Raw genomic sequence first — 15,972 nt, forward strand, 5'->3', positions numbered from 1 at the left:
GAGGTCACCCTGTCGGTGCTGGCCGCACAGCGAAACGTTCTCATCGTCTTCTTTCCCTTCGCGTTCTCCTCGATCTGCACGGGGGAAATGCTCGAGATCCAGCTCAACATCGACGAGTTCGTCAATGACCGGGTGCAGGTGGTGGGTGTGTCCTGCGACTCCACCTACGCGCTCAAGGCGTGGGCAGCACGGGAGGGATACCGCTTCCCGCTGCTCTCCGACTTCTGGCCTCACGGCGAGGTAGCCCGCGCCTACGGCGCCTTCCACGAGGCCTCCGGGATGGCCGTGCGCGCCACCTTCTTGGTCGACCAGGACCTGTTGGTGACGTGGAGCCTTGTCCACGGTCCTGGCGAGCAGCGACCCATCGGCCTGCTGCACGAAGCGGTCCGAGGTCTGTGAGCTAGTGGATCCTTTGGCGCTCACCCTCTGGGCTGGCACAATGATCCGGCCAGGGCCTGTAGCTCAGCTGGTAGAGCGCCGCGTTTACACCGCGTAGGTCGTCGGTTCGAACCCGGCCGGGCCCACGTGGACAACAACAGATCGGGACGAAGAGACGTCGCGCAGACGACCCGGTTGCGCGACGTCGTGGACGTGCTCGACGGGTTCTATCCGCAGAGCACAGCGCAGTCCTGGGACCATGTGGGACTGGTCGCTGGCGACCCAGACCAGGTGGTCTCCAGCATCCTGCTGGCCGTCGACCCCACGCTGGACGTGATCGCGGAGGCGATCGAGCGGGGCGCCGACCTCATCATCACTCACCACCCCCTGCTGCTGCGCGGCATCCATTCGGTCGCGACAACAACGGCCAAGGGTGCCGCGATCACCGATCTGCTGGTCAACGGCCTGGCCCTCTACTGTGCACACACCAACGCCGATGTGGCCGACCCCGGTGTCGGTCACGCGCTCGCCGACGCTTGCGGCCTGGACACCACCGGAGCCCTCGAGGTGATCGAGGATCAGGCGCTGGGGCGGGTGGGTGATCTTCCCGCGCCGGTGACCCTCGCCGAGCTGGCACGCCACCTGCAGGAGGCGTTGCCCGTCACCGCCGGAGGCGTGCGCGTCAGCGGGCCGGCGCACGCGCCCGTGCGTCGGATCGCAGTGCTCGGAGGCGCGGGCGACACCTCCTTCGAGAGCGTGCGGCGCAGCGGCGCCGACGTCTACGTCACGGCCGACCTGCGTCACCACCCGGCGTTGGAGGCGCGCGAAGAGGCCCGTGCGGCGGCCCGCTCCGGTGGCGCAGGCACGCCATACCTGATCGACGCCGGCCACTATGCCAGCGAGTGGCTGTGGCTGCCCGGCCTGCGCGATCGGCTGGCGGCGGCGCTGCCGGATACGGTGAGCATCGAGATCTCCACCGTGCGCACCGACCCCTGGGACTTCGTGGTCGGCGCGCAACCACCCACCGACGCAGGAGGTATGCCGTGAAGGCGACCACCCAGATGCAGGCCCGCCTCCTGGAACTGCAGGACCTAGACACCCGTCTCAACCAGCTCGACCACAAGATGCGGAGCCTGCCCGAGCTCACCGACATCGCGCGGTTGGAGGCGCAAGAAGGTGGCCTGCAGTCCGAGGTGGTGCGCACCGAGACCGCAGTAGGTGACCTGCAACGTGTGGTCAGGCGTGCCGAGGCGGCCGTCCAGCAAGTGCGTGACCGGGTGACGCGCGACGAGTCACGTCTGGCCGTCGGCACCGGCACTGCCAAGTCCTTGCAGGGGCTCCAGAGCGAGCTAGAGTCCTTGGCCCGGCGACAGGGTGTGCTCGAGGACGAACAGCTCGAGGTGATGGAAAGAGTCGAGGCGGCCGAGTCGGAGGCTGCTGTTGCCTCCGCCGCGCGCGACGAGCACCTGGCGCGGCTCACCCAGCTGCGCACCGCCCGCGATGCCCAACTCGCAGAGCTGACGTCCGAACGGGACGGGGTGGCCTCCGGCCGAGACGCCATCGCGGCGGACCTGTCCGAGGAGCTGCTCGCACTCTATGAGCGAGTGCGCGCGCACAGCGGGATGGGCGCGGCCGCGCTGGTCCAACGACGCTGCGGGGCATGCCGGCTGGAGCTCAACGCCGTCGAGGTAGGACGCATCCGGTCGGCCCTCGAGGACGAGGTAGTGCGCTGCGAGGAGTGCGGAAGAATCCTGGTCCGCACGCAGGAGTCTGGCCTGTGACGCTGAGGACCGCACTGCTGATCGAAGCTGACGGTGGGTCGCGTGGCAACCCTGGGGTGGCGGGCTACGGCGCGTTGGTGCGCGATGCGCGCACCAACCAACTGCTGGCCGAGCGGGCAGAGCCGCTGGGCAAAGTGTCCAACAACGTGGCGGAATATGGCGGACTCATCGCCGGCCTGACGGCCGTCCTTGACCTCGACCTGGCCAGGGAGGCCTCCATCGAAGTCAAGATGGACTCCAAGCTCGTGGTCGAGCAGATGTCGGGACGCTGGAAGATCAAGCACGCCGACATGCAGCGGCTCGCCCTGGAGGCCCGCCGCCTGATCGATCGGATCCAGCACGACGGCGGGACCGTCGAATTCACCTGGATCCCCCGCGAGCGCAACAAGGCAGCGGACGCGCTGTCCAACGACGGAATGGATGGCAAGACGGTGCGCCGCGACCACGTCATCCCCGGCGACCTGCGGGCCGGCTCGGGGGTCTCGCCTGCAGCCGATGAGTCTCCCGCCACTGCCGCCATCGCTGACGAGCCAGCCTCGAAGGGAGGGCAGCGTCCTACCTTCGGGGTGGCGCGCGCACCCCTGAGCGACGTCTTCGTCTCCGACGAGACGGTCCCGACGCTTGAGGGCGAGACCCGGCTCATCCTGGTCCGGCACGGTGTCACGGACTTCACCGACCAGCACAAGCTGGACGGCCGCGGCGGCGCCGACCCCTCGCTCAACGGTATGGGGATGGCCCAGGCACGGGCCGCAGCCATCGCCGTCCGGCGCCTCGTGGAGCGCTCGGCTGCGGGTCCCGTCAGCGTCGTCTCCTCATCGCTGCAGCGGGCGAAACAGACCGGAGAGGTCATCGCCGCCGCGCTGGGACTGCACCGTGAGGAGGATCGCGACTGGGACGAGCAGGGTTTTGGTGAGTGGGACGGCCAGTCGATGCCCGACCTGCTGACGGCGCACGCCGCAGACCTCTTGCGCCTGCGCACTGATATCGACTTCGCGCCGCCTGGCGGTGAGACCCGACGCGACTTTGACGAGCGCGTCGGCGCCGCGCTGTCCCGAGCCATCACCCGCGGCGGCACGGTCATCGTCGCGACCCACCGCGTCGCGCTGATGTCCGTGCTGTGCCGCGTCCTGGGTATCGACCACAACCGTGGCTGGTCCATCGCCACTGCCCCCACTTCGCTGTCGGCAGTGGAGGTCTGGCCCGACGGCGGGGCGCAGGTCGCGTTTATCAACGACACCCACCACCTCTACGACCCGGCGTTTGACCAGGACCCTGAGGTGTCGAGGGCGGCCGTGACGGTCGTAGACGCCTCGCTGACCTAAGTGGGGCGGACTGCTTCTGCTGCGCGTCTCACGCTGGCTGCACGTCTAGCACCCAGGGGCGTCCTGACCGCTCTGGTGCGTGCAGCTCAACGTCAAAGTCAGGTGCGAGCAGGGCCACCAACGCCTCTGCTCGCCGCGGATCTGCGGCAGCCCGGCAGAGCGCTTGCGCGACGAGCCCCCGCGTGTGCTTGGCCATGTGGGTCGCCCCAGGGACCCGCACGCTGACCCACCGCTTGGCCATCTCGTCCTGCGGCATCCAGGCCGCGACATAGGTGCTCGAGCGGCAGTCCACGATCAGCCCCTGCCCGACCGCGCCTGGCAGGACGCTCTCGAGGTGAGGTCGCCAGAAGGTCGCGAGCGGACCGACGCCGGGCAGGTTCACGGCCATCGAGAGACGGTAGGGCGAGAGCCGGTCGCTCATGCGCACGGCGCCGTAGAGCGCTGAGACCACCAGCAGCCTGCGGTTGGCCCGGCGCGAGGAGGCCGGGTCCAGGGACGAGAGGTCGAGCGCGTCATACAGGACCCCGGTGTAGAGGTCGCGGGCGGCCAGGGTCGCCGCACTCCGAAGGCGCGTGTTGCGGGCGATCTCCTGCGATAGGTTCGCGCTCACGCCCAGCACCGACGCGGCGTCGGGACGCTCACTCGTGATGGCCAGGGCGTCCGCCACCCTGGCCCGGGGTGCGCCCAAGGAGGGGGCAAAGATCGACTCCGGTCGCAGGGTGAGGCCGCGGGCGCGCGTCGCCTTGGACTCGGACGGAGGCAGAAGGATAAGCACGTCAGGCAGGGTAGGCCACGTAGGGTGGTCGGCATGCTCAATCGCGCGACGACGTTGTCGATCGACCCCACGTCCGAGACCGGCCGCCTGCTCGAGCAGGCCTTCGCGGCGGCCCGCCAGGAGCACGGGGTGCGCCAAGAGTTTCCACCCGAGGTGCTGGACGAGGTAGCCGCCTCGATGGACGCGCCGGACCTGCCGGACCGTGACGAGACCACCGTCCCGTTCATCACGATCGACCCGCCCGGCTCGATGGACCTGGACCAGGCGATGTTCATCGAGCGTGATGGCGACGGCTACCGCGTGCGATATGCGATCGCGGACGTGATGGCCTTCCTCGTCGAGGGCGGCGCGCTCGATGAGGAGACCCGTGCGCGGGGGATGACGATCTACTGCCCTGACCTGCGCGTCCCCCTCCACCCTCCCGTCCTCAGCGAGGGCGCCGCGAGCCTGCTGCCAGGCGTGGAGCGTCCCGCCTATATATGGGATATGCGGCTGGACCGAGAGGGGACGCGGGACACTGCGGAGCTCTATCGGGCCAGGGTCAAGTCGGTTCGTCGCTACACCTACCAAGAGGTGCAGAACCTTGTCGACGAGGGCGCTGGCGAGGACACGCTCATGCTTCTTCAGGAGGTCGGCGAGCTCCGCATCGAGCGCGAGACGGCCCGCGGCGGAGCCAGCTTGCCGATGCCCGAGCAGGAGGTCGAGCTCGACGACGACGGCAACTATGTGCTCCAACTACGTCCGCTCCTGCCCGCGGAGGACTGGAACGCCCAGATCTCGCTCCTGACCGGCATTGTTGCTGCCCAGATCATGCTTGAGGGTGGCGTCGGCATCCTTCGCACGATGCCGGTGCCGGAGCAGGGTGCGGTTGCCCGCTTTCGTCGGGAGGCGAGGGCGCTCGGCTCGGAGTGGCCCAAGGACCTGCCGTATGGCGAGTTTCTTCGGTCCCTCGATAAGAGCGACCCCGCCCACCTGGCGATCGTCCACGCGGCGACCGCGCTGTTCCGGGGTGCGGGCTACACGGCCTTCGACGGCGACCTCCCACCTGAGGCGGACCGGATCCAAGCGGCGATCGCGGCTCCCTACACCCACGTGACGGCTCCGCTACGCCGCCTTGTCGACCGGTTTGCTCTGGCGGTCTGCCAGGCGTTGACCTGCGGCGAGGACGTCCCTGACTGGGCGCGGTCTACGTTGTCCTCGCTGCCGGACCTCATGGCCGAGGCCGACCGCCGCGCGAAGGCCGTCGAGCGCAGTTGCGTCTCCGCGGTCGAGGCAGCCGTGCTCGTCGACCAGATCGGTCAGGATCTCGACGCCGTCGTCGTGGACGGGCATCCCAAGGGCGTGGTCGTCCAGCTCCTCGACCCGCCGGTCAGCGCGACCGTCAAGGGCACCGCAGAGCTCGGCGCCAGCGTCGAGGTCCACGTCGAGGGCGCGGACGTGCTGGCCGGCAAAGTCTCGCTACGCGTCGTCGGCCCGTGACTGCACCACGGGTCGTTGCGACCGACCTTGACGGGACGCTGCTCCGCTCGGACGGCGCGGTGTCCGACTACTCGCGAGAGATCCTCAGCGCGGTGACCGAGGCCGGTATCACGGTGATCCTGGTGACGGCCCGTCCGCCCAGGTGGATGGACGGGCTCGCCGACCTGGGCATCCACGGGCTGGCTTTATGCGGCAACGGAGCGTTTACCTACGACCTGGATCGCCGCGAGATCGTGGCCCACCGCCTCCTGCCGACGGATGAGCTGGCGATAATGCTCTCGGATCTGCGCCACGCCATACCTGGCATCCACCTCGCGACCGAGGGTCTGGAGGGACTGGCCCGAGAGCACGCCTATCACGGAGACCTCCTCGCCGGTGACGCCTGGCAGGTCTGCGATGTCGAAGACCTCGCCTCACGCCCGGTCGGCAAGATCTTGGTCCGGCATGAGGCAATCCAGACTGAAGAGCTCACCGCGCTCGTCGCGCAGGTGGTGGGGTCGCGCGCCGAGGTGACGCACTCCGGGGCGATCCGCCTGGCGGAGATCGCACCGCCAGGGGTGTCCAAAGCGGTCGCCCTGGCGCAGTGGGCTGCGGAGCAGGAGCCTGCGGTGGAGGCCGAGGAGGTGTGGGCGTTCGGGGACATGCCCAACGACCTCGACATGCTGACCTGGGCCGGGAGGTCCTTCGCGGTCGCGAACGCGCACCCGGAGGTGTTGGCCGCAGTCACGGACCACATCCCTGCCAACGACGACGACGGCGTCGCGCGGACCCTGGCCACTCTGCTGCTCGGCTGAGTCTTCTTGACGACCACCTGCCGACGTCCCTTGGCCACTCGGCTGAGTGAGTTGTGCACGGGCCAGCCGCGTATGGCGTGCGCGGGCCACTCGGCTGAGTGAGTTGTGCGCGAACGGCCGGGGTGGAGTGGATGAGTCGGCCGATACGCCGGGTCCTGTCCCTTCGCGCCGTTACCGGCACTGCGAAGGTGGCGACCATCCATCTAGGACGACCGTTACCGGTCGCCTCCAGCGGCCTACCCGTGCGCTCGGGCGGGCAGCCCTCGAACGCGCACTGTCTGACCTTGCTCCAGGTGGGGTTTACCTAGCCACGCCAGTCACCTGGCGTGCTGGTGGTCTCTTACACCACCGTTTCACCCTGACCCACCGGCGGACCGGTGGGCGGTCTGCTTTCTGTGGCACTATCCCGCGGGTCACCCCGGGTGGCTGTTAGCCATCACCTTGCCCTGTGGAGCCCGGACGTTCCTCGGCGAGCGCCACGAGGGCACTCGACGCGGCCGCCTGGCCGACTCATCCACACCCCACAGTCTACCGGGCGCGGGACCGCAGACGCGCCTGCCAGATTGCTGACAAAGGCAGGACAAGAGCGAGGTCAGGACCGGTCGTCGAGGACGAGATCGACAACCGGCAGCGCCTGTGCCAACGTGCTGCCCGCCGGCACGTGTTCGCGGACGGTGCGCTCCAGCGCGGCCCACCGCCAGGGGTGGACCGCCTCGTAGCGCTCGAAGGTCTGTGCTGCCTCGGGCGCTGCCAGGACGTGCGCGGTGGCCGGGACCGACGGCCCCCAGCCGTTGCTCACCTGCACCTTCGGCTCCGCCTGGATATTGCGGAACCACTGTGAATCGGTCCCGAGTCCGCTGACCACCCGAAGCACGCCAGGGCGTGGTCGGTCAACCACCTCGAGCACGGCATACCTCCGCTTGCCACTGACCCGACCGCGGTGCTCCAATCGCAGCAAGCCGCGACCGAGCAGTCCGCCCAGGCCAGCGCCGTAGAGCGCGAGCGGGCTGCGGGCCAGGACCGGACGGACCAGCACCGACCGCAACGCACCTGAGATAGGCCGGTTCTCCGTCATAGCTGCACTGCCCCGGCATCGCGTAGGTCGTGCAGCCGCGCGTCACCGACCAGGCCATAGCGGGTGATGTGATTTAGGTAGAGGGCGCGGCCCGCGTCGTTGAGCAGCCCGTCGTGGATCGGGACGATGCCGCGGCGGGGCGCCAACCGGGACACGAAGGCGATCGCCTCGGCGACCTTGCCCCACGGAGCGTTGACCGGCACCGCCAGCAGGTCGATCTCGCCAGGCTCGGCATCGAGGGCGTCGCCGGGATGGAACAGCGTCGGCTGGTCGGCGGCGCGCAGCCGGACACCCAGATTGCCGACACGGGGCACGAAGGGGTGGTTGTCGGCGTGCAGCTCGCCCAGGGGGAGCACCTCGAGGACGCCGAGCGCGACCGCTGTCCCCGACTCCATACGCTCCGTCCGCCCGGCGTGGCCCGCCGCGGTCAGCACCTCAGCGGTCTGAGACTCGACGAGCACACGCGCTTGCGGGTTGTCGCGCAAGAGGTCCGGCACCCGAGCCGGGTCGCAGTGGTCCTGGTGCTGGTGGGTGACGACGACGGCAGTCAGGTCGTGCAGCTCCTCGAGGTCGGAGAAGTTGCCCGGGTCGATGAGGATCCGTTGGTCGGCGACCTCGACCAGGAGGCAGGCGTGTCCGAGGTGGGTGATCTGCATACCTGCACGGTATGCCGCGCGCACGCGCCTGGCCAGGGGTGCTGGGACCGGGGCGCCGTGGGGACGAGCGCGCCACGTAGCCTTGGGACCCGTGGAGTTCCTCAACGGTATGCAGCCCGCGCACGATCTGACCTACAGCGATGTCTTCATGGTCCCCTCCCGCTCGACGGTGGGATCCCGGCTCGACGTGGACCTGAGCACCGACGACGGGGTCGGCACCACGATCCCGATCGTGGTCTCCAACATGACCGCCGTCGCCGGGCGGCGGATGGCCGAGACGGTCGCGCGCCGCGGCGGCATCGCGGTCCTGCCCCAGGACATCCCGTTGCCCGAGGTCCGTAAGACCATTGGACGCATCAAGGCCAGCCATCCGGTCTATGAGACCCCCATCATGATCGAGCGGTCGGCGCCGGTGGCTCAGTTGCTCTCCGTCATGAACAAGCGCTCCCACCACGCGGCCGTTGTCGTCGAGGCGGGCCGGCCGATCGGCGTGGTCACAGAGTCCGACTGCGAGGACGTCGACCGGTTCGCAGCCGTCAGTGAGGTCATGAAGTCGCCTCGGGTCGTGCTCGAGGAGGGCACCGACCTGCGCGCGGCGTTTGACCAGCTCGAGGAAGCCAATGCGGCGATCGCCCCGGTCGTCTCCGGCGGACTGCTGCGGGGCGTGGTGACGCGCACCGGCCTGCTCCGGTCGGCGATCTACACCCCTGCCGTAGATGCCGATGGCGCGCTGCTCGTGGGTGCCGCGGTAGGGATCAACGGTGACGTGGCGAGCAAGACCAGGGAGCTGCTGGCGTGCGGCGCGGACGTGCTCGTGGTCGACACCGCACACGGGCACCAGGAGAAGATGCTGGACGCGCTGCCGCTCGTGGTGGCGGCACGTGACGCGCACGCGGAAGTCACCGGGCTGCGCGTGCCGATCGTGGCCGGCAACATCGTGGCGCGGGCTGGGGTGGAAGATCTGGTGGCCGCCGGTGCGGACGTCCTCAAGGTCGGGGTCGGCCCGGGTGCCATGTGCACGACCCGCATGATGACCGGCGTCGGGCGACCGCAGTTCTCCGCCGTCCTGGAGTGTGCTGCCGCCGCGCGCGAGCTCGGCGCCCAGGTGTGGGCGGACGGGGGCGTCAAGTATCCCCGCGATGTCGCGCTCGCCCTGGCCGCCGGTGCCGCGTCGGTGATGGTCGGCTCCTGGTTTGCAGGCACCTTGGAGTCGCCCGGCGACCTGCTGCGCGACGCAGACGGCCGGCTCTACAAAGAATCTTTCGGTATGGCGTCGGCACGCGCCGTGCAGAACCGCACCAAGGACCACTCGGCCTTCGACCGTGCCCGCTCGGCGCTCTTCGAGGAGGGGATCTCCTCAGGTCGCATGTTCCTGGACCCCCACCGGCAGGGCGTCGAGGACCTCCTCGACCAGATCGTGTCCGGCGTGCGCAGTGCCTTTACCTACGCCGGTGCCCGCACCATCGGCGAGTTCCACTCCCGGGTGGTCGTGGGGATCCAGGGTGCCGCCGGCTATGAGGAGGGGCGCCCTCGTCATACCTCGTGGTGAGCTGATGGTGGTCAGGTTCGGTGATCAGCACCGGTGGTCAGGTCCGCATCTCGGGCATTTCGGCACGCAAGCATATTTCCGCACCAATCCACTCGGCCGAGCGCTCCGAATGACCCATGTCTGATCACCAACAAAGGAGTTTCCATGCGCATCACCCGAACTCGCATCGCCCCCCTCGCCATCGCGGCCCTGGTGGGCCTGCCCTTCCTCGCCGCCGGCCCAGCCTCAGCTGCGGACTCGGGCACCGAGCTCTCCGCTACGCTGACCGAGCTCAACGACTCCGGTGCCTCCGGCACTGCATGGGGGATGCTCGACGGCAACAAGCTGCACATCACCTTGGAGACCAAGGGCCTGCTTGACGGCGCCCCCCACGCGCAGCACATCCACATCGGCGGCACCAACTCCTGCCCCGGCGCGGACATCAAGGGCACCGGCCCCAACGGTGAGCTTCAGACCAGCGACGGCGTGCCGGCCTACGGCGCGGTTCGCGTGAGCTTGACCAACGAGCCGGGCAAGACCGGTGCTGACGCTGCGCTGGACGTCGCGAACTTCCCGGCGACCGGCAGCTACACCTACGAGCGCGTCATCGAGCTGGACGACGAGACCGCGGCGGAGGTCGCCAAGGGTGACAGCCAGATCGTGGTGCACGGCGTCGACCACGACGGCAGCGGCGCCTACGACGGTGACGCTAAGTCCGACCTGGACCCGTCGCTGCCGGCCGAGGCCACCAACCCGGCCATGTGCGGTGAGTTCAACGTCGCCCAGATGGCGATGCCCGAAGGTGGCGTCGCCACCGGTGGAGCAGGCACTGCCGGCACCGAAAACATGGGTCTGATCGCCGCTGGCGCCCTGACTGTCGCGCTCGGTGGTCTGGGCCTGGCCAGCACCCGTCGTCGCGCTGGCGAGGGTCGCTGACCGATGAGCTCAGCATCATCCGGAGGCCGCGGACGCAAGATGACGTTCGCGGCCTTCGGGCTGCTCATCGCCCTGGGCATCGGCATGCTCTGGTGGGCCCTCAGCAACCAGGTCGGAGAGCCGCCGGCCCCCGCAGCCACTTCGTCCAGCGTCGAGATGACAGCGCCGAGTGCCGACGCCGCCGCCACGAGCGGCCCGGATGCGGCTGCCTCGACCGCCACGCCTGACGGGGCCGACGTGTCGAATGGGGTCGCAGCCGCCACGAAAGACCCCGCGGCCGCCACGAAAAGTTCTGCACCAGAGTTTGCGACACTGCCGGCCTCCGAGCCGGTCAGCGTGCGGATCCCCTCAATCGACGTAGACAGCCCCCTGCACGCGCTCGGACTCAAAGATGACGGCACCTTGGAGGTGCCCACCGGCGAGCTTCTTGACGAGGCTGCTTGGTATGACGGCTCACCCACTCCCGGTGAGAGTGGGCCCGCGGTGATCGAGGGCCACGTCACCAGCCCGAGGTCGGGGCCCAGCGTCTTCTTCGAGCTCGGAGCTCTGACGAAAGGCGACCTCGTCGAGGTCGACCGCGCCGACGGCTTGACAGCGACCTTCGAGGTCTATGGAGCCAAGAGTTTTCCCAAGAATGAGTTTCCGAGGACGACCGTCTACGGCAACACCGCCGGTCCGGAGCTGCGCCTCATCACCTGCGGCGGCGTCTACGACGATGAGCGCGGGACCCACCTAGACAACATCGTCGTCTTCGCTCGCCTGGTCCCGTGACCCGATGTGCCAGCACCGAGCCCCTCGCTACAGCACTCTTCGACCATCGAAGGTCCATCGGGCTGCGAGGTCGGGAACGCTCATGCATACTAAGTCGTGCCCACTGACGTCGAGCAGGACCTTGCTCGGCTCATCATGACATCGGCCAGCGGTGACCAGGTCAGTTTTGCGGCCCTCTATGACGCCACCTCGCCGAGGGTGTTCGGGATGGTGCTGAGGGTACTGCGCGACCGGGCGCACGCCGAGGAGGTCACGCAAGAAGTCTTTCTCCAGGTGTGGCGGACAGCCAACTCGTTCGACCCCTCACGCGGGAGCGCTCTTTACTGGTTGCTGACCTTGGCGCACCGCCGGGCGGTGGATCGGGTTCGGTCGGTCAGCGCCCAATCCAACCGCGACGTCGTCTACGAATCACTGCATACCGAGACACCTTTCGACAGCACGGCCGAGGCCGCACAAGGTCGGATGGAAGCCACGCAGGTGCGCGCTGCGCTCGGGACGCTGAGCCAGCTTCAGCGCGACGCGGTCGAGCTGTCGTTCCTGGACGGGCTTACTCACCAGGAAGTGTCGGCGAGGCTGGGGGTGCCATTAGGCACCGCCAAGACCAGGATTAGGGACGGCCTGAGACGGCTGCGCGAAGAGTTAGGAGGTGCCAGATGAGTGACGAGGAGTTTGACGTCCCCCAGGGGGAAGAGGAAGAGTCCCAGGCGGACGACCCGCACCTCCTCGCGGCCTCCTATGCGCTGGATGCGATCACCGACGCCGAGCGGGTCATCTTCGAGGCCCACCTGACGAATTGCCCCGACTGCCGACGCGAGGTCGCAGAGTGTGCCGAAATATCGGTCCGGCTCAGCGAAGGTCTGGAGGTGGAGCCGCCCCCGGCACTGCGGGAGCAGTTGCTCGCGATGATCGCCACCGCGCCGCAGGACGCGGCACCGGCTAGGGGCCTCGCCGCTCCCATCGACGAACTTGCCGATCGCAGGGCGGCCCGGCACCGTCCGGCCGACCGCGTGAGCCGCTGGTGGCTCGCGGCGGTGGCGGCCGGGATTATCGCGATCGGCGCGGTCGCGGTCACCCAGTGGCCAGGTGACGCGCAGGACCCTTCGACAGTGGTGGCAGTCCAAAAGATCCTTGACTCCTCCGACGCGATCCGGTCTACCGCCTCCGTGGACGGGGCGAGCGTCACGGTCGTGACGTCATACGCCTTGGATCGCGCCGCCTTGCTCACCGAGGGCATGCCCGGGCCTCCCGAAGGCCAGGACTACCAAATGTGGTTCGTGAGCGCGGACGGAGCCGCGGTGTCCGCCGGCTTGATGCCCAGGGAAGGTGGCGAGGTGCTCCTGGCGGGCGAGCCAGGCGACGCAGTAGCCGTTGGCATCACCCTTGAGCCTGCTGGGGGTTCGGACCAACCCACGAGCGAGCCGCTGGTGGCGATTCCCCTCAAAGGCTGATGGACTGGTCAGCCGACGTTCTTGGCATACCACGCCGCGCCGATGATCCCGGCCTGGTTCCTCAACTCCGCCGCCACGATCTGCGCCCGCAGGTCAAGGAGTGGCAGGAATTTGTCGGCCTTCTTGGAGATGCCACCTCCGACGATGATCAGGTCCGGCGACAGCAGCGCCTCCACGTGGGAGTAGTAACGCTGCAGCCTTTCCGCCCACTCCTCCCAGGACAGGCCCTCGCGCTCCTTGACGCTGCTCGCAGCGCGTGACTCGGCGTCGTGCCCGTCGATCTCCAGGTGACCCAATTCCGTGTTGGGCAGCAGGTGACCATCGAGGATGAGGGCGGAACCGATCCCGGTGCCGAGTGTGGTGAGCAGCACCACGCCCTTCTTGCCCTTGCCTGCCCCGTAGTGCATCTCGGCCACACCAGCGGCGTCCGCGTCGTTGACCACGTGCACAGATCGCCCGAGGCGCTTGGTAAACAGCGCGTCGGCGTCGGTGTCGATCCATGCCTTGTCGATGTTGGCGGCCGACGTCACCACCCCGTGATGGATCACCCCAGGGACGGTGATGCCGATGGGGGAGTCCTTGCCGACCTCGTCGGTGAATGCTTCGACGATCTGCTCAACGACGTCGACGACCGCGTCGGGGGTCGCGTCAGCGGGGGTGTCGATGCGCATCCGCTCGCCGCTGAGTTTGCCCTTCTTCAGGTCGACCGGAGCGCCCTTGATGCCGCTGCCCCCGATGTCAATGCCCAGGATCGTGTGGTGAGACATGCGCTTCCTTTCGTTGGTCGTCCGCAGGAGTGTAGGCCGTAGCTCAGGGCAGGGTGAGGATCTCGGCGCCGTCGTCGGTGATCAGGATCGTGTGCTCGAACTGCGCCGAGGGCCGACCGTCTGCAGTGACGATGGTCCAGCCGTCGTCCCATTCGTGCCATTCGTGGGTGCCCAGGTTGAGCATCGGCTCGATCGTGAACGTCATCCCCGGCTCGATCAGGGTGGCGTAGCCGGGCGCGGCGTCGTAGTGGGGGATGACCAGCCCAGAATGGAAGGCCTCGCCCACACCGTGCCCGGTGAAGTCGCGCACGACGCCGTAGCCGAACCGTCGGGCATAGCTCTCGATGACCCGGCCGATCACGTTGATCTGGCGGCCAGGTCGTGCGGCGCGGATGCCGCGCATCAGCGCCTCCCGCGTGCGTTCGACCAGCAGGCGGGTCTCCTCGGCCACCTCTCCTACGCAGAAGGTCGCGTTGTTATCACCGTGCACCCCTCCCAGGTAGGCCGTGATGTCGATATTGCAGATGTCGCCATCGACCAACTCGCGGTCGTCGGGGATGCCGTGGCAAACCACCTCGTTGACCGAGGTGCACAGCGACTTCGGGTATCCCCGGTAGCCAAGGGTGGAGGGGTAGGCGCCGTGATCGAGAAGGAACTCATGGCCAGCCTTGTCGATCTCGTCAGTGCTCACGCCCGCCCGCACCATCTCCCCGCACAGCGCGAGCGCCTGGGCAGCGATGCGGCCGGCGATCCGCATCTTCTCGATCGTCTCGAGGCTCTTGACCTCGGAGCCGCGGAAGGGAGTCGGAGCGGGCCGATCGACATACTCTGGACGGACGATGGTGGCCGGGACCGGCAGGCGAGGGCTGATCGTTCCGGCGGCAAGAGGCGTAGCAGTGCGCATAGGGTGGATTCTAGGCGCCGCAACGGTGGCACCGATCCTGAGAGGCGATTGACGGTATGGAGTATTGGTTCAACACCAAGACCGGCCAGGTCGAGTCTGACCTGGATCCCGAACGGGCACGCAGCGCTGACCTGCTCGGTCCCTACGGCTCCGCGGAAGAGGCGGGTCGGGCCCTGGAGATCGCGCAGCAGCGGACCGCGGCCTGGGACGCGGAGGAGGCCGCCGAGGATGAGTGGAAGAGCGGCGACGCTCAAGCCAGCGCCTGGGACAACAACCCGCTCAACGGTTAGCTGCTAGCGGGCCAGCTTGGGCAGGACTTCACGACCGAAGACCTCGAGCCACTCGTCCTGGTTGCGGCCGACGTTGTGCAGGTAGACACGGTCGAAGCCGAGGTCGACGAACTTCTGGATGTGGGCCCGGTGGACGTCCGGATCGCTGGAGATCACCATGCGACCCTCGAAGTCTTCGGGCCGGACGAGCTTGGCCATCTCGGCGAAGTCGTGCGGTGAGCGGATGTCGGCCTTGGGGAACTTCATCCCGCCGTTGGGCCACTCCGTCATGGCGTTGGCCATCGCCTGCTCGTCCGTCTCCGCCCAGGACAGGTGCAGTTGCAGCACGCGCGGCATCGTGTCCGGGTCCTTGCCCGCTTCCCGCGCCCCCTCTGCGAACTTGCCGAACAGCATCTCGATCTTCGACAGTGGCGCACCTACCGTGATGATGCCGTCGGCGAGTCGACCGGTCTTCCGGGCGTTGATCGGCCCGGCGGTTGCGACCAGGATCGGCGGCGCGTGCTCCGGCATCGTCCACAGCCGCGTCGTCTCCATGGTGAAGAATTCGCCGGACCACTTGGTGTCCCTGCCGGCTTCCGAGCGGGTGAAGAGGTTGTTCATGAGCTCGACCGCTTCGAACATCCTGCGTGACCGTTCGCCGGCCTCAGGCCAGTAACCCGCGATGACGTGCTCGTTGAGCGCCTCTCCTGCGCCGACGCCGAGCCAGCTGCGGCCTGGATACATCGCTTCCAAGGTCGCCGCCGCCTGGGCCACGAGCGCAGGATGCCAACGAAAGCTGGGGCACACCACGCCTGGACCGAGGTCTCCCGTGGTCCGTTCTCCGACCGCGGTCAGCACATTCCACACGAAGGCCGACTGGCCCTGGGCCGGCACCCACGGCTGGAAATGGTCGGCAGCCATGCATCCGGAGAAGCCATGCTTCTCCGCGAGCGCAGTCAGGCGCACCGCCTCGGTGGGGTGGAACTGCTCCAGCATCGCTGCATACCCGATCGTCAGTGCGCCCATAGAGGGAGCGTATGTCGTCATCGTTGCCCGCAGCCCGGTCCCGGCGAGGTCTGGACGTGTTGC

At 68.3% G+C, this 15,972-nt stretch carries 18 protein-coding genes, 1 tRNA gene and 1 other RNA gene; 13 read left to right on the forward strand and 7 right to left on the reverse strand.

The genetic code is table 11. The features are described 5' to 3' along the window. From Q4P07_RS05130 to Q4P07_RS05150, 5 genes are all read left to right on the forward strand, one after another. Positions 1–399 (forward strand): redoxin domain-containing protein (locus tag Q4P07_RS05130; protein ID WP_303373823.1); only part of this gene is annotated, 399 nt, incomplete at its 5' end. Between the two features lie 52 nt (positions 400–451). Beyond that, a tRNA-Val gene (locus tag Q4P07_RS05135) sits at positions 452–524 on the forward strand. A gap of 1 nt (position 525) precedes the next feature. Then, positions 526–1,425 carry a Nif3-like dinuclear metal center hexameric protein gene (locus Q4P07_RS05140; protein WP_303373824.1) on the forward strand — a complete coding sequence of 300 codons (900 nt, stop codon included), beginning with the start codon at positions 526–528 and terminating at the stop codon, positions 1,423–1,425. Further along, a complete protein-coding gene (locus tag Q4P07_RS05145; protein WP_303373825.1) occupies positions 1,422–2,159 on the forward strand; it encodes a zinc ribbon domain-containing protein in 738 nt (245 codons plus the stop codon). Before Q4P07_RS05140 ends, Q4P07_RS05145 begins: the two co-directional genes overlap by 4 nt. After that, entirely contained in the window at positions 2,156–3,481 is a 1,326-nt protein-coding gene (locus Q4P07_RS05150; RefSeq protein WP_303373826.1) for a bifunctional RNase H/acid phosphatase, read from the forward strand. Before Q4P07_RS05145 ends, Q4P07_RS05150 begins: the two co-directional genes overlap by 4 nt. 28 nt (positions 3,482–3,509) lie before the next feature. On the opposite strand, the gene Q4P07_RS05155 is transcribed toward Q4P07_RS05150, so the two are convergent. Next, entirely contained in the window at positions 3,510–4,256 is a 747-nt protein-coding gene (locus Q4P07_RS05155; RefSeq protein ID WP_303373827.1) for a YaaA family protein, read from the reverse strand. A gap of 33 nt (positions 4,257–4,289) precedes the next feature. Here Q4P07_RS05155 and Q4P07_RS05160 point away from each other — a divergent pair, with 33 nt between their 5' ends. Both Q4P07_RS05160 and Q4P07_RS05165 read left to right on the forward strand, forming a co-directional pair. Continuing rightward, a complete protein-coding gene (locus Q4P07_RS05160) occupies positions 4,290–5,735 on the forward strand; it encodes an RNB domain-containing ribonuclease (RefSeq protein ID WP_303373828.1) in 1,446 nt (481 codons plus the stop codon). Continuing rightward, positions 5,732–6,529 carry an HAD family hydrolase gene (locus Q4P07_RS05165; protein WP_303373829.1) on the forward strand — a complete coding sequence of 266 codons (798 nt, stop codon included), beginning with the start codon at positions 5,732–5,734 and terminating at the stop codon, positions 6,527–6,529. Before Q4P07_RS05160 ends, Q4P07_RS05165 begins: the two co-directional genes overlap by 4 nt. Positions 6,530–6,657: 128 nt before the next feature. Here Q4P07_RS05165 and rnpB read toward each other — a convergent pair. The 3 genes from rnpB to Q4P07_RS05180 form a co-directional block, all read right to left on the reverse strand. Further along, an RNA gene (gene rnpB, locus Q4P07_RS05170) (RNase P RNA component class A) lies at positions 6,658–7,042 on the reverse strand. A gap of 79 nt (positions 7,043–7,121) precedes the next feature. Next, complete coding sequence (locus tag Q4P07_RS05175; protein WP_303373830.1) at positions 7,122–7,604, reverse strand: nitroreductase family deazaflavin-dependent oxidoreductase; 483 nt, start codon at positions 7,602–7,604, stop codon at positions 7,122–7,124. Further along, positions 7,601–8,260, reverse strand: a complete 660-nt coding sequence (locus Q4P07_RS05180) for an MBL fold metallo-hydrolase (RefSeq protein WP_303373831.1) — start codon at positions 8,258–8,260, stop codon at positions 7,601–7,603. The genes Q4P07_RS05175 and Q4P07_RS05180 overlap by 4 nt, the downstream gene beginning before the upstream one ends. 91 nt (positions 8,261–8,351) lie before the next feature. Between Q4P07_RS05180 and Q4P07_RS05185 the strand changes: the two genes are divergently transcribed. From Q4P07_RS05185 to Q4P07_RS05205, 5 genes are all read left to right on the forward strand, one after another. Next, positions 8,352–9,809, forward strand: a complete 1,458-nt coding sequence (locus Q4P07_RS05185) for a GuaB1 family IMP dehydrogenase-related protein (protein ID WP_303373832.1) — start codon at positions 8,352–8,354, stop codon at positions 9,807–9,809. Between the two features lie 144 nt (positions 9,810–9,953). After that, on the forward strand, positions 9,954–10,724 hold the full coding sequence (locus tag Q4P07_RS05190) for a CHRD domain-containing protein (protein WP_303373833.1): 771 nt from the start codon (positions 9,954–9,956) through the stop codon (positions 10,722–10,724). A gap of 3 nt (positions 10,725–10,727) precedes the next feature. Then, positions 10,728–11,495: a class F sortase gene (locus Q4P07_RS05195; protein WP_303373834.1), complete on the forward strand. Its 768-nt coding sequence runs from the start codon at positions 10,728–10,730 to the stop codon at positions 11,493–11,495. Positions 11,496–11,591: 96 nt separating this feature from the next. Continuing rightward, the gene (sigK, locus tag Q4P07_RS05200) at positions 11,592–12,152 is read left to right on the forward strand and encodes an ECF RNA polymerase sigma factor SigK (RefSeq protein WP_303373835.1); all 561 of its coding nucleotides are present in this window, start codon (positions 11,592–11,594) and stop codon (positions 12,150–12,152) included. Continuing rightward, complete coding sequence (locus Q4P07_RS05205) at positions 12,149–12,943, forward strand: anti-sigma factor (protein ID WP_303373836.1); 795 nt, start codon at positions 12,149–12,151, stop codon at positions 12,941–12,943. Before sigK ends, Q4P07_RS05205 begins: the two co-directional genes overlap by 4 nt. A gap of 8 nt (positions 12,944–12,951) precedes the next feature. Here Q4P07_RS05205 and ppgK read toward each other — a convergent pair whose 3' ends face one another. Both ppgK and map read right to left on the reverse strand, forming a co-directional pair. Then, complete coding sequence (ppgK, locus tag Q4P07_RS05210) at positions 12,952–13,710, reverse strand: polyphosphate--glucose phosphotransferase (RefSeq protein WP_303373837.1); 759 nt, start codon at positions 13,708–13,710, stop codon at positions 12,952–12,954. A gap of 43 nt (positions 13,711–13,753) precedes the next feature. Continuing rightward, a complete protein-coding gene (gene map, locus Q4P07_RS05215) occupies positions 13,754–14,614 on the reverse strand; it encodes a type I methionyl aminopeptidase (protein WP_303373838.1) in 861 nt (286 codons plus the stop codon). A gap of 56 nt (positions 14,615–14,670) precedes the next feature. Between map and Q4P07_RS05220 the strand changes: the two genes are divergently transcribed. Beyond that, positions 14,671–14,904 carry a methionine aminopeptidase gene (locus tag Q4P07_RS05220; RefSeq protein ID WP_303373839.1) on the forward strand — a complete coding sequence of 78 codons (234 nt, stop codon included), beginning with the start codon at positions 14,671–14,673 and terminating at the stop codon, positions 14,902–14,904. 3 nt (positions 14,905–14,907) lie between these two features. On the opposite strand, the gene Q4P07_RS05225 is transcribed toward Q4P07_RS05220, so the two are convergent. Next, positions 14,908–15,909, reverse strand: coding sequence for a TIGR03557 family F420-dependent LLM class oxidoreductase (locus Q4P07_RS05225; protein WP_303373840.1), 1,002 nt, complete (start codon positions 15,907–15,909; stop codon positions 14,908–14,910). Positions 15,910–15,972 lie beyond the last annotated feature (63 nt).

The sequence above is a fragment of the Ornithinimicrobium sp. genome (genome assembly GCF_030537745.1).
In the GTDB taxonomy this organism is placed as follows: Bacteria; Actinomycetota; Actinomycetes; order Actinomycetales; family Dermatophilaceae; genus Ornithinicoccus.

Excerpts from the sequence above, each read along its gene's own strand:
- Q4P07_RS05160 (WP_303373828.1), top strand. The coding sequence starts at position 4,290 with ATGCTCAATCGCGCGACGACGTTGTCGATCGACCCCACGTCCGAGACC.
- Q4P07_RS05225 (WP_303373840.1), bottom strand. The coding sequence starts at position 15,909 with ATGGGCGCACTGACGATCGGGTATGCAGCGATGCTGGAGCAGTTCCAC.
- Q4P07_RS05205 (WP_303373836.1), top strand. The coding sequence starts at position 12,149 with ATGAGTGACGAGGAGTTTGACGTCCCCCAGGGGGAAGAGGAAGAGTCC.
- Q4P07_RS05220 (WP_303373839.1), top strand. The coding sequence starts at position 14,671 with ATGGAGTATTGGTTCAACACCAAGACCGGCCAGGTCGAGTCTGACCTG.
- Q4P07_RS05190 (WP_303373833.1), top strand. The coding sequence starts at position 9,954 with ATGCGCATCACCCGAACTCGCATCGCCCCCCTCGCCATCGCGGCCCTG.
- map (WP_303373838.1), bottom strand. The coding sequence starts at position 14,614 with ATGCGCACTGCTACGCCTCTTGCCGCCGGAACGATCAGCCCTCGCCTG.
- ppgK (WP_303373837.1), bottom strand. The coding sequence starts at position 13,710 with ATGTCTCACCACACGATCCTGGGCATTGACATCGGGGGCAGCGGCATC.
- Q4P07_RS05180 (WP_303373831.1), bottom strand. The coding sequence starts at position 8,260 with ATGCAGATCACCCACCTCGGACACGCCTGCCTCCTGGTCGAGGTCGCC.
- Q4P07_RS05195 (WP_303373834.1), top strand. The coding sequence starts at position 10,728 with ATGAGCTCAGCATCATCCGGAGGCCGCGGACGCAAGATGACGTTCGCG.
- Q4P07_RS05175 (WP_303373830.1), bottom strand. The coding sequence starts at position 7,604 with ATGACGGAGAACCGGCCTATCTCAGGTGCGTTGCGGTCGGTGCTGGTC.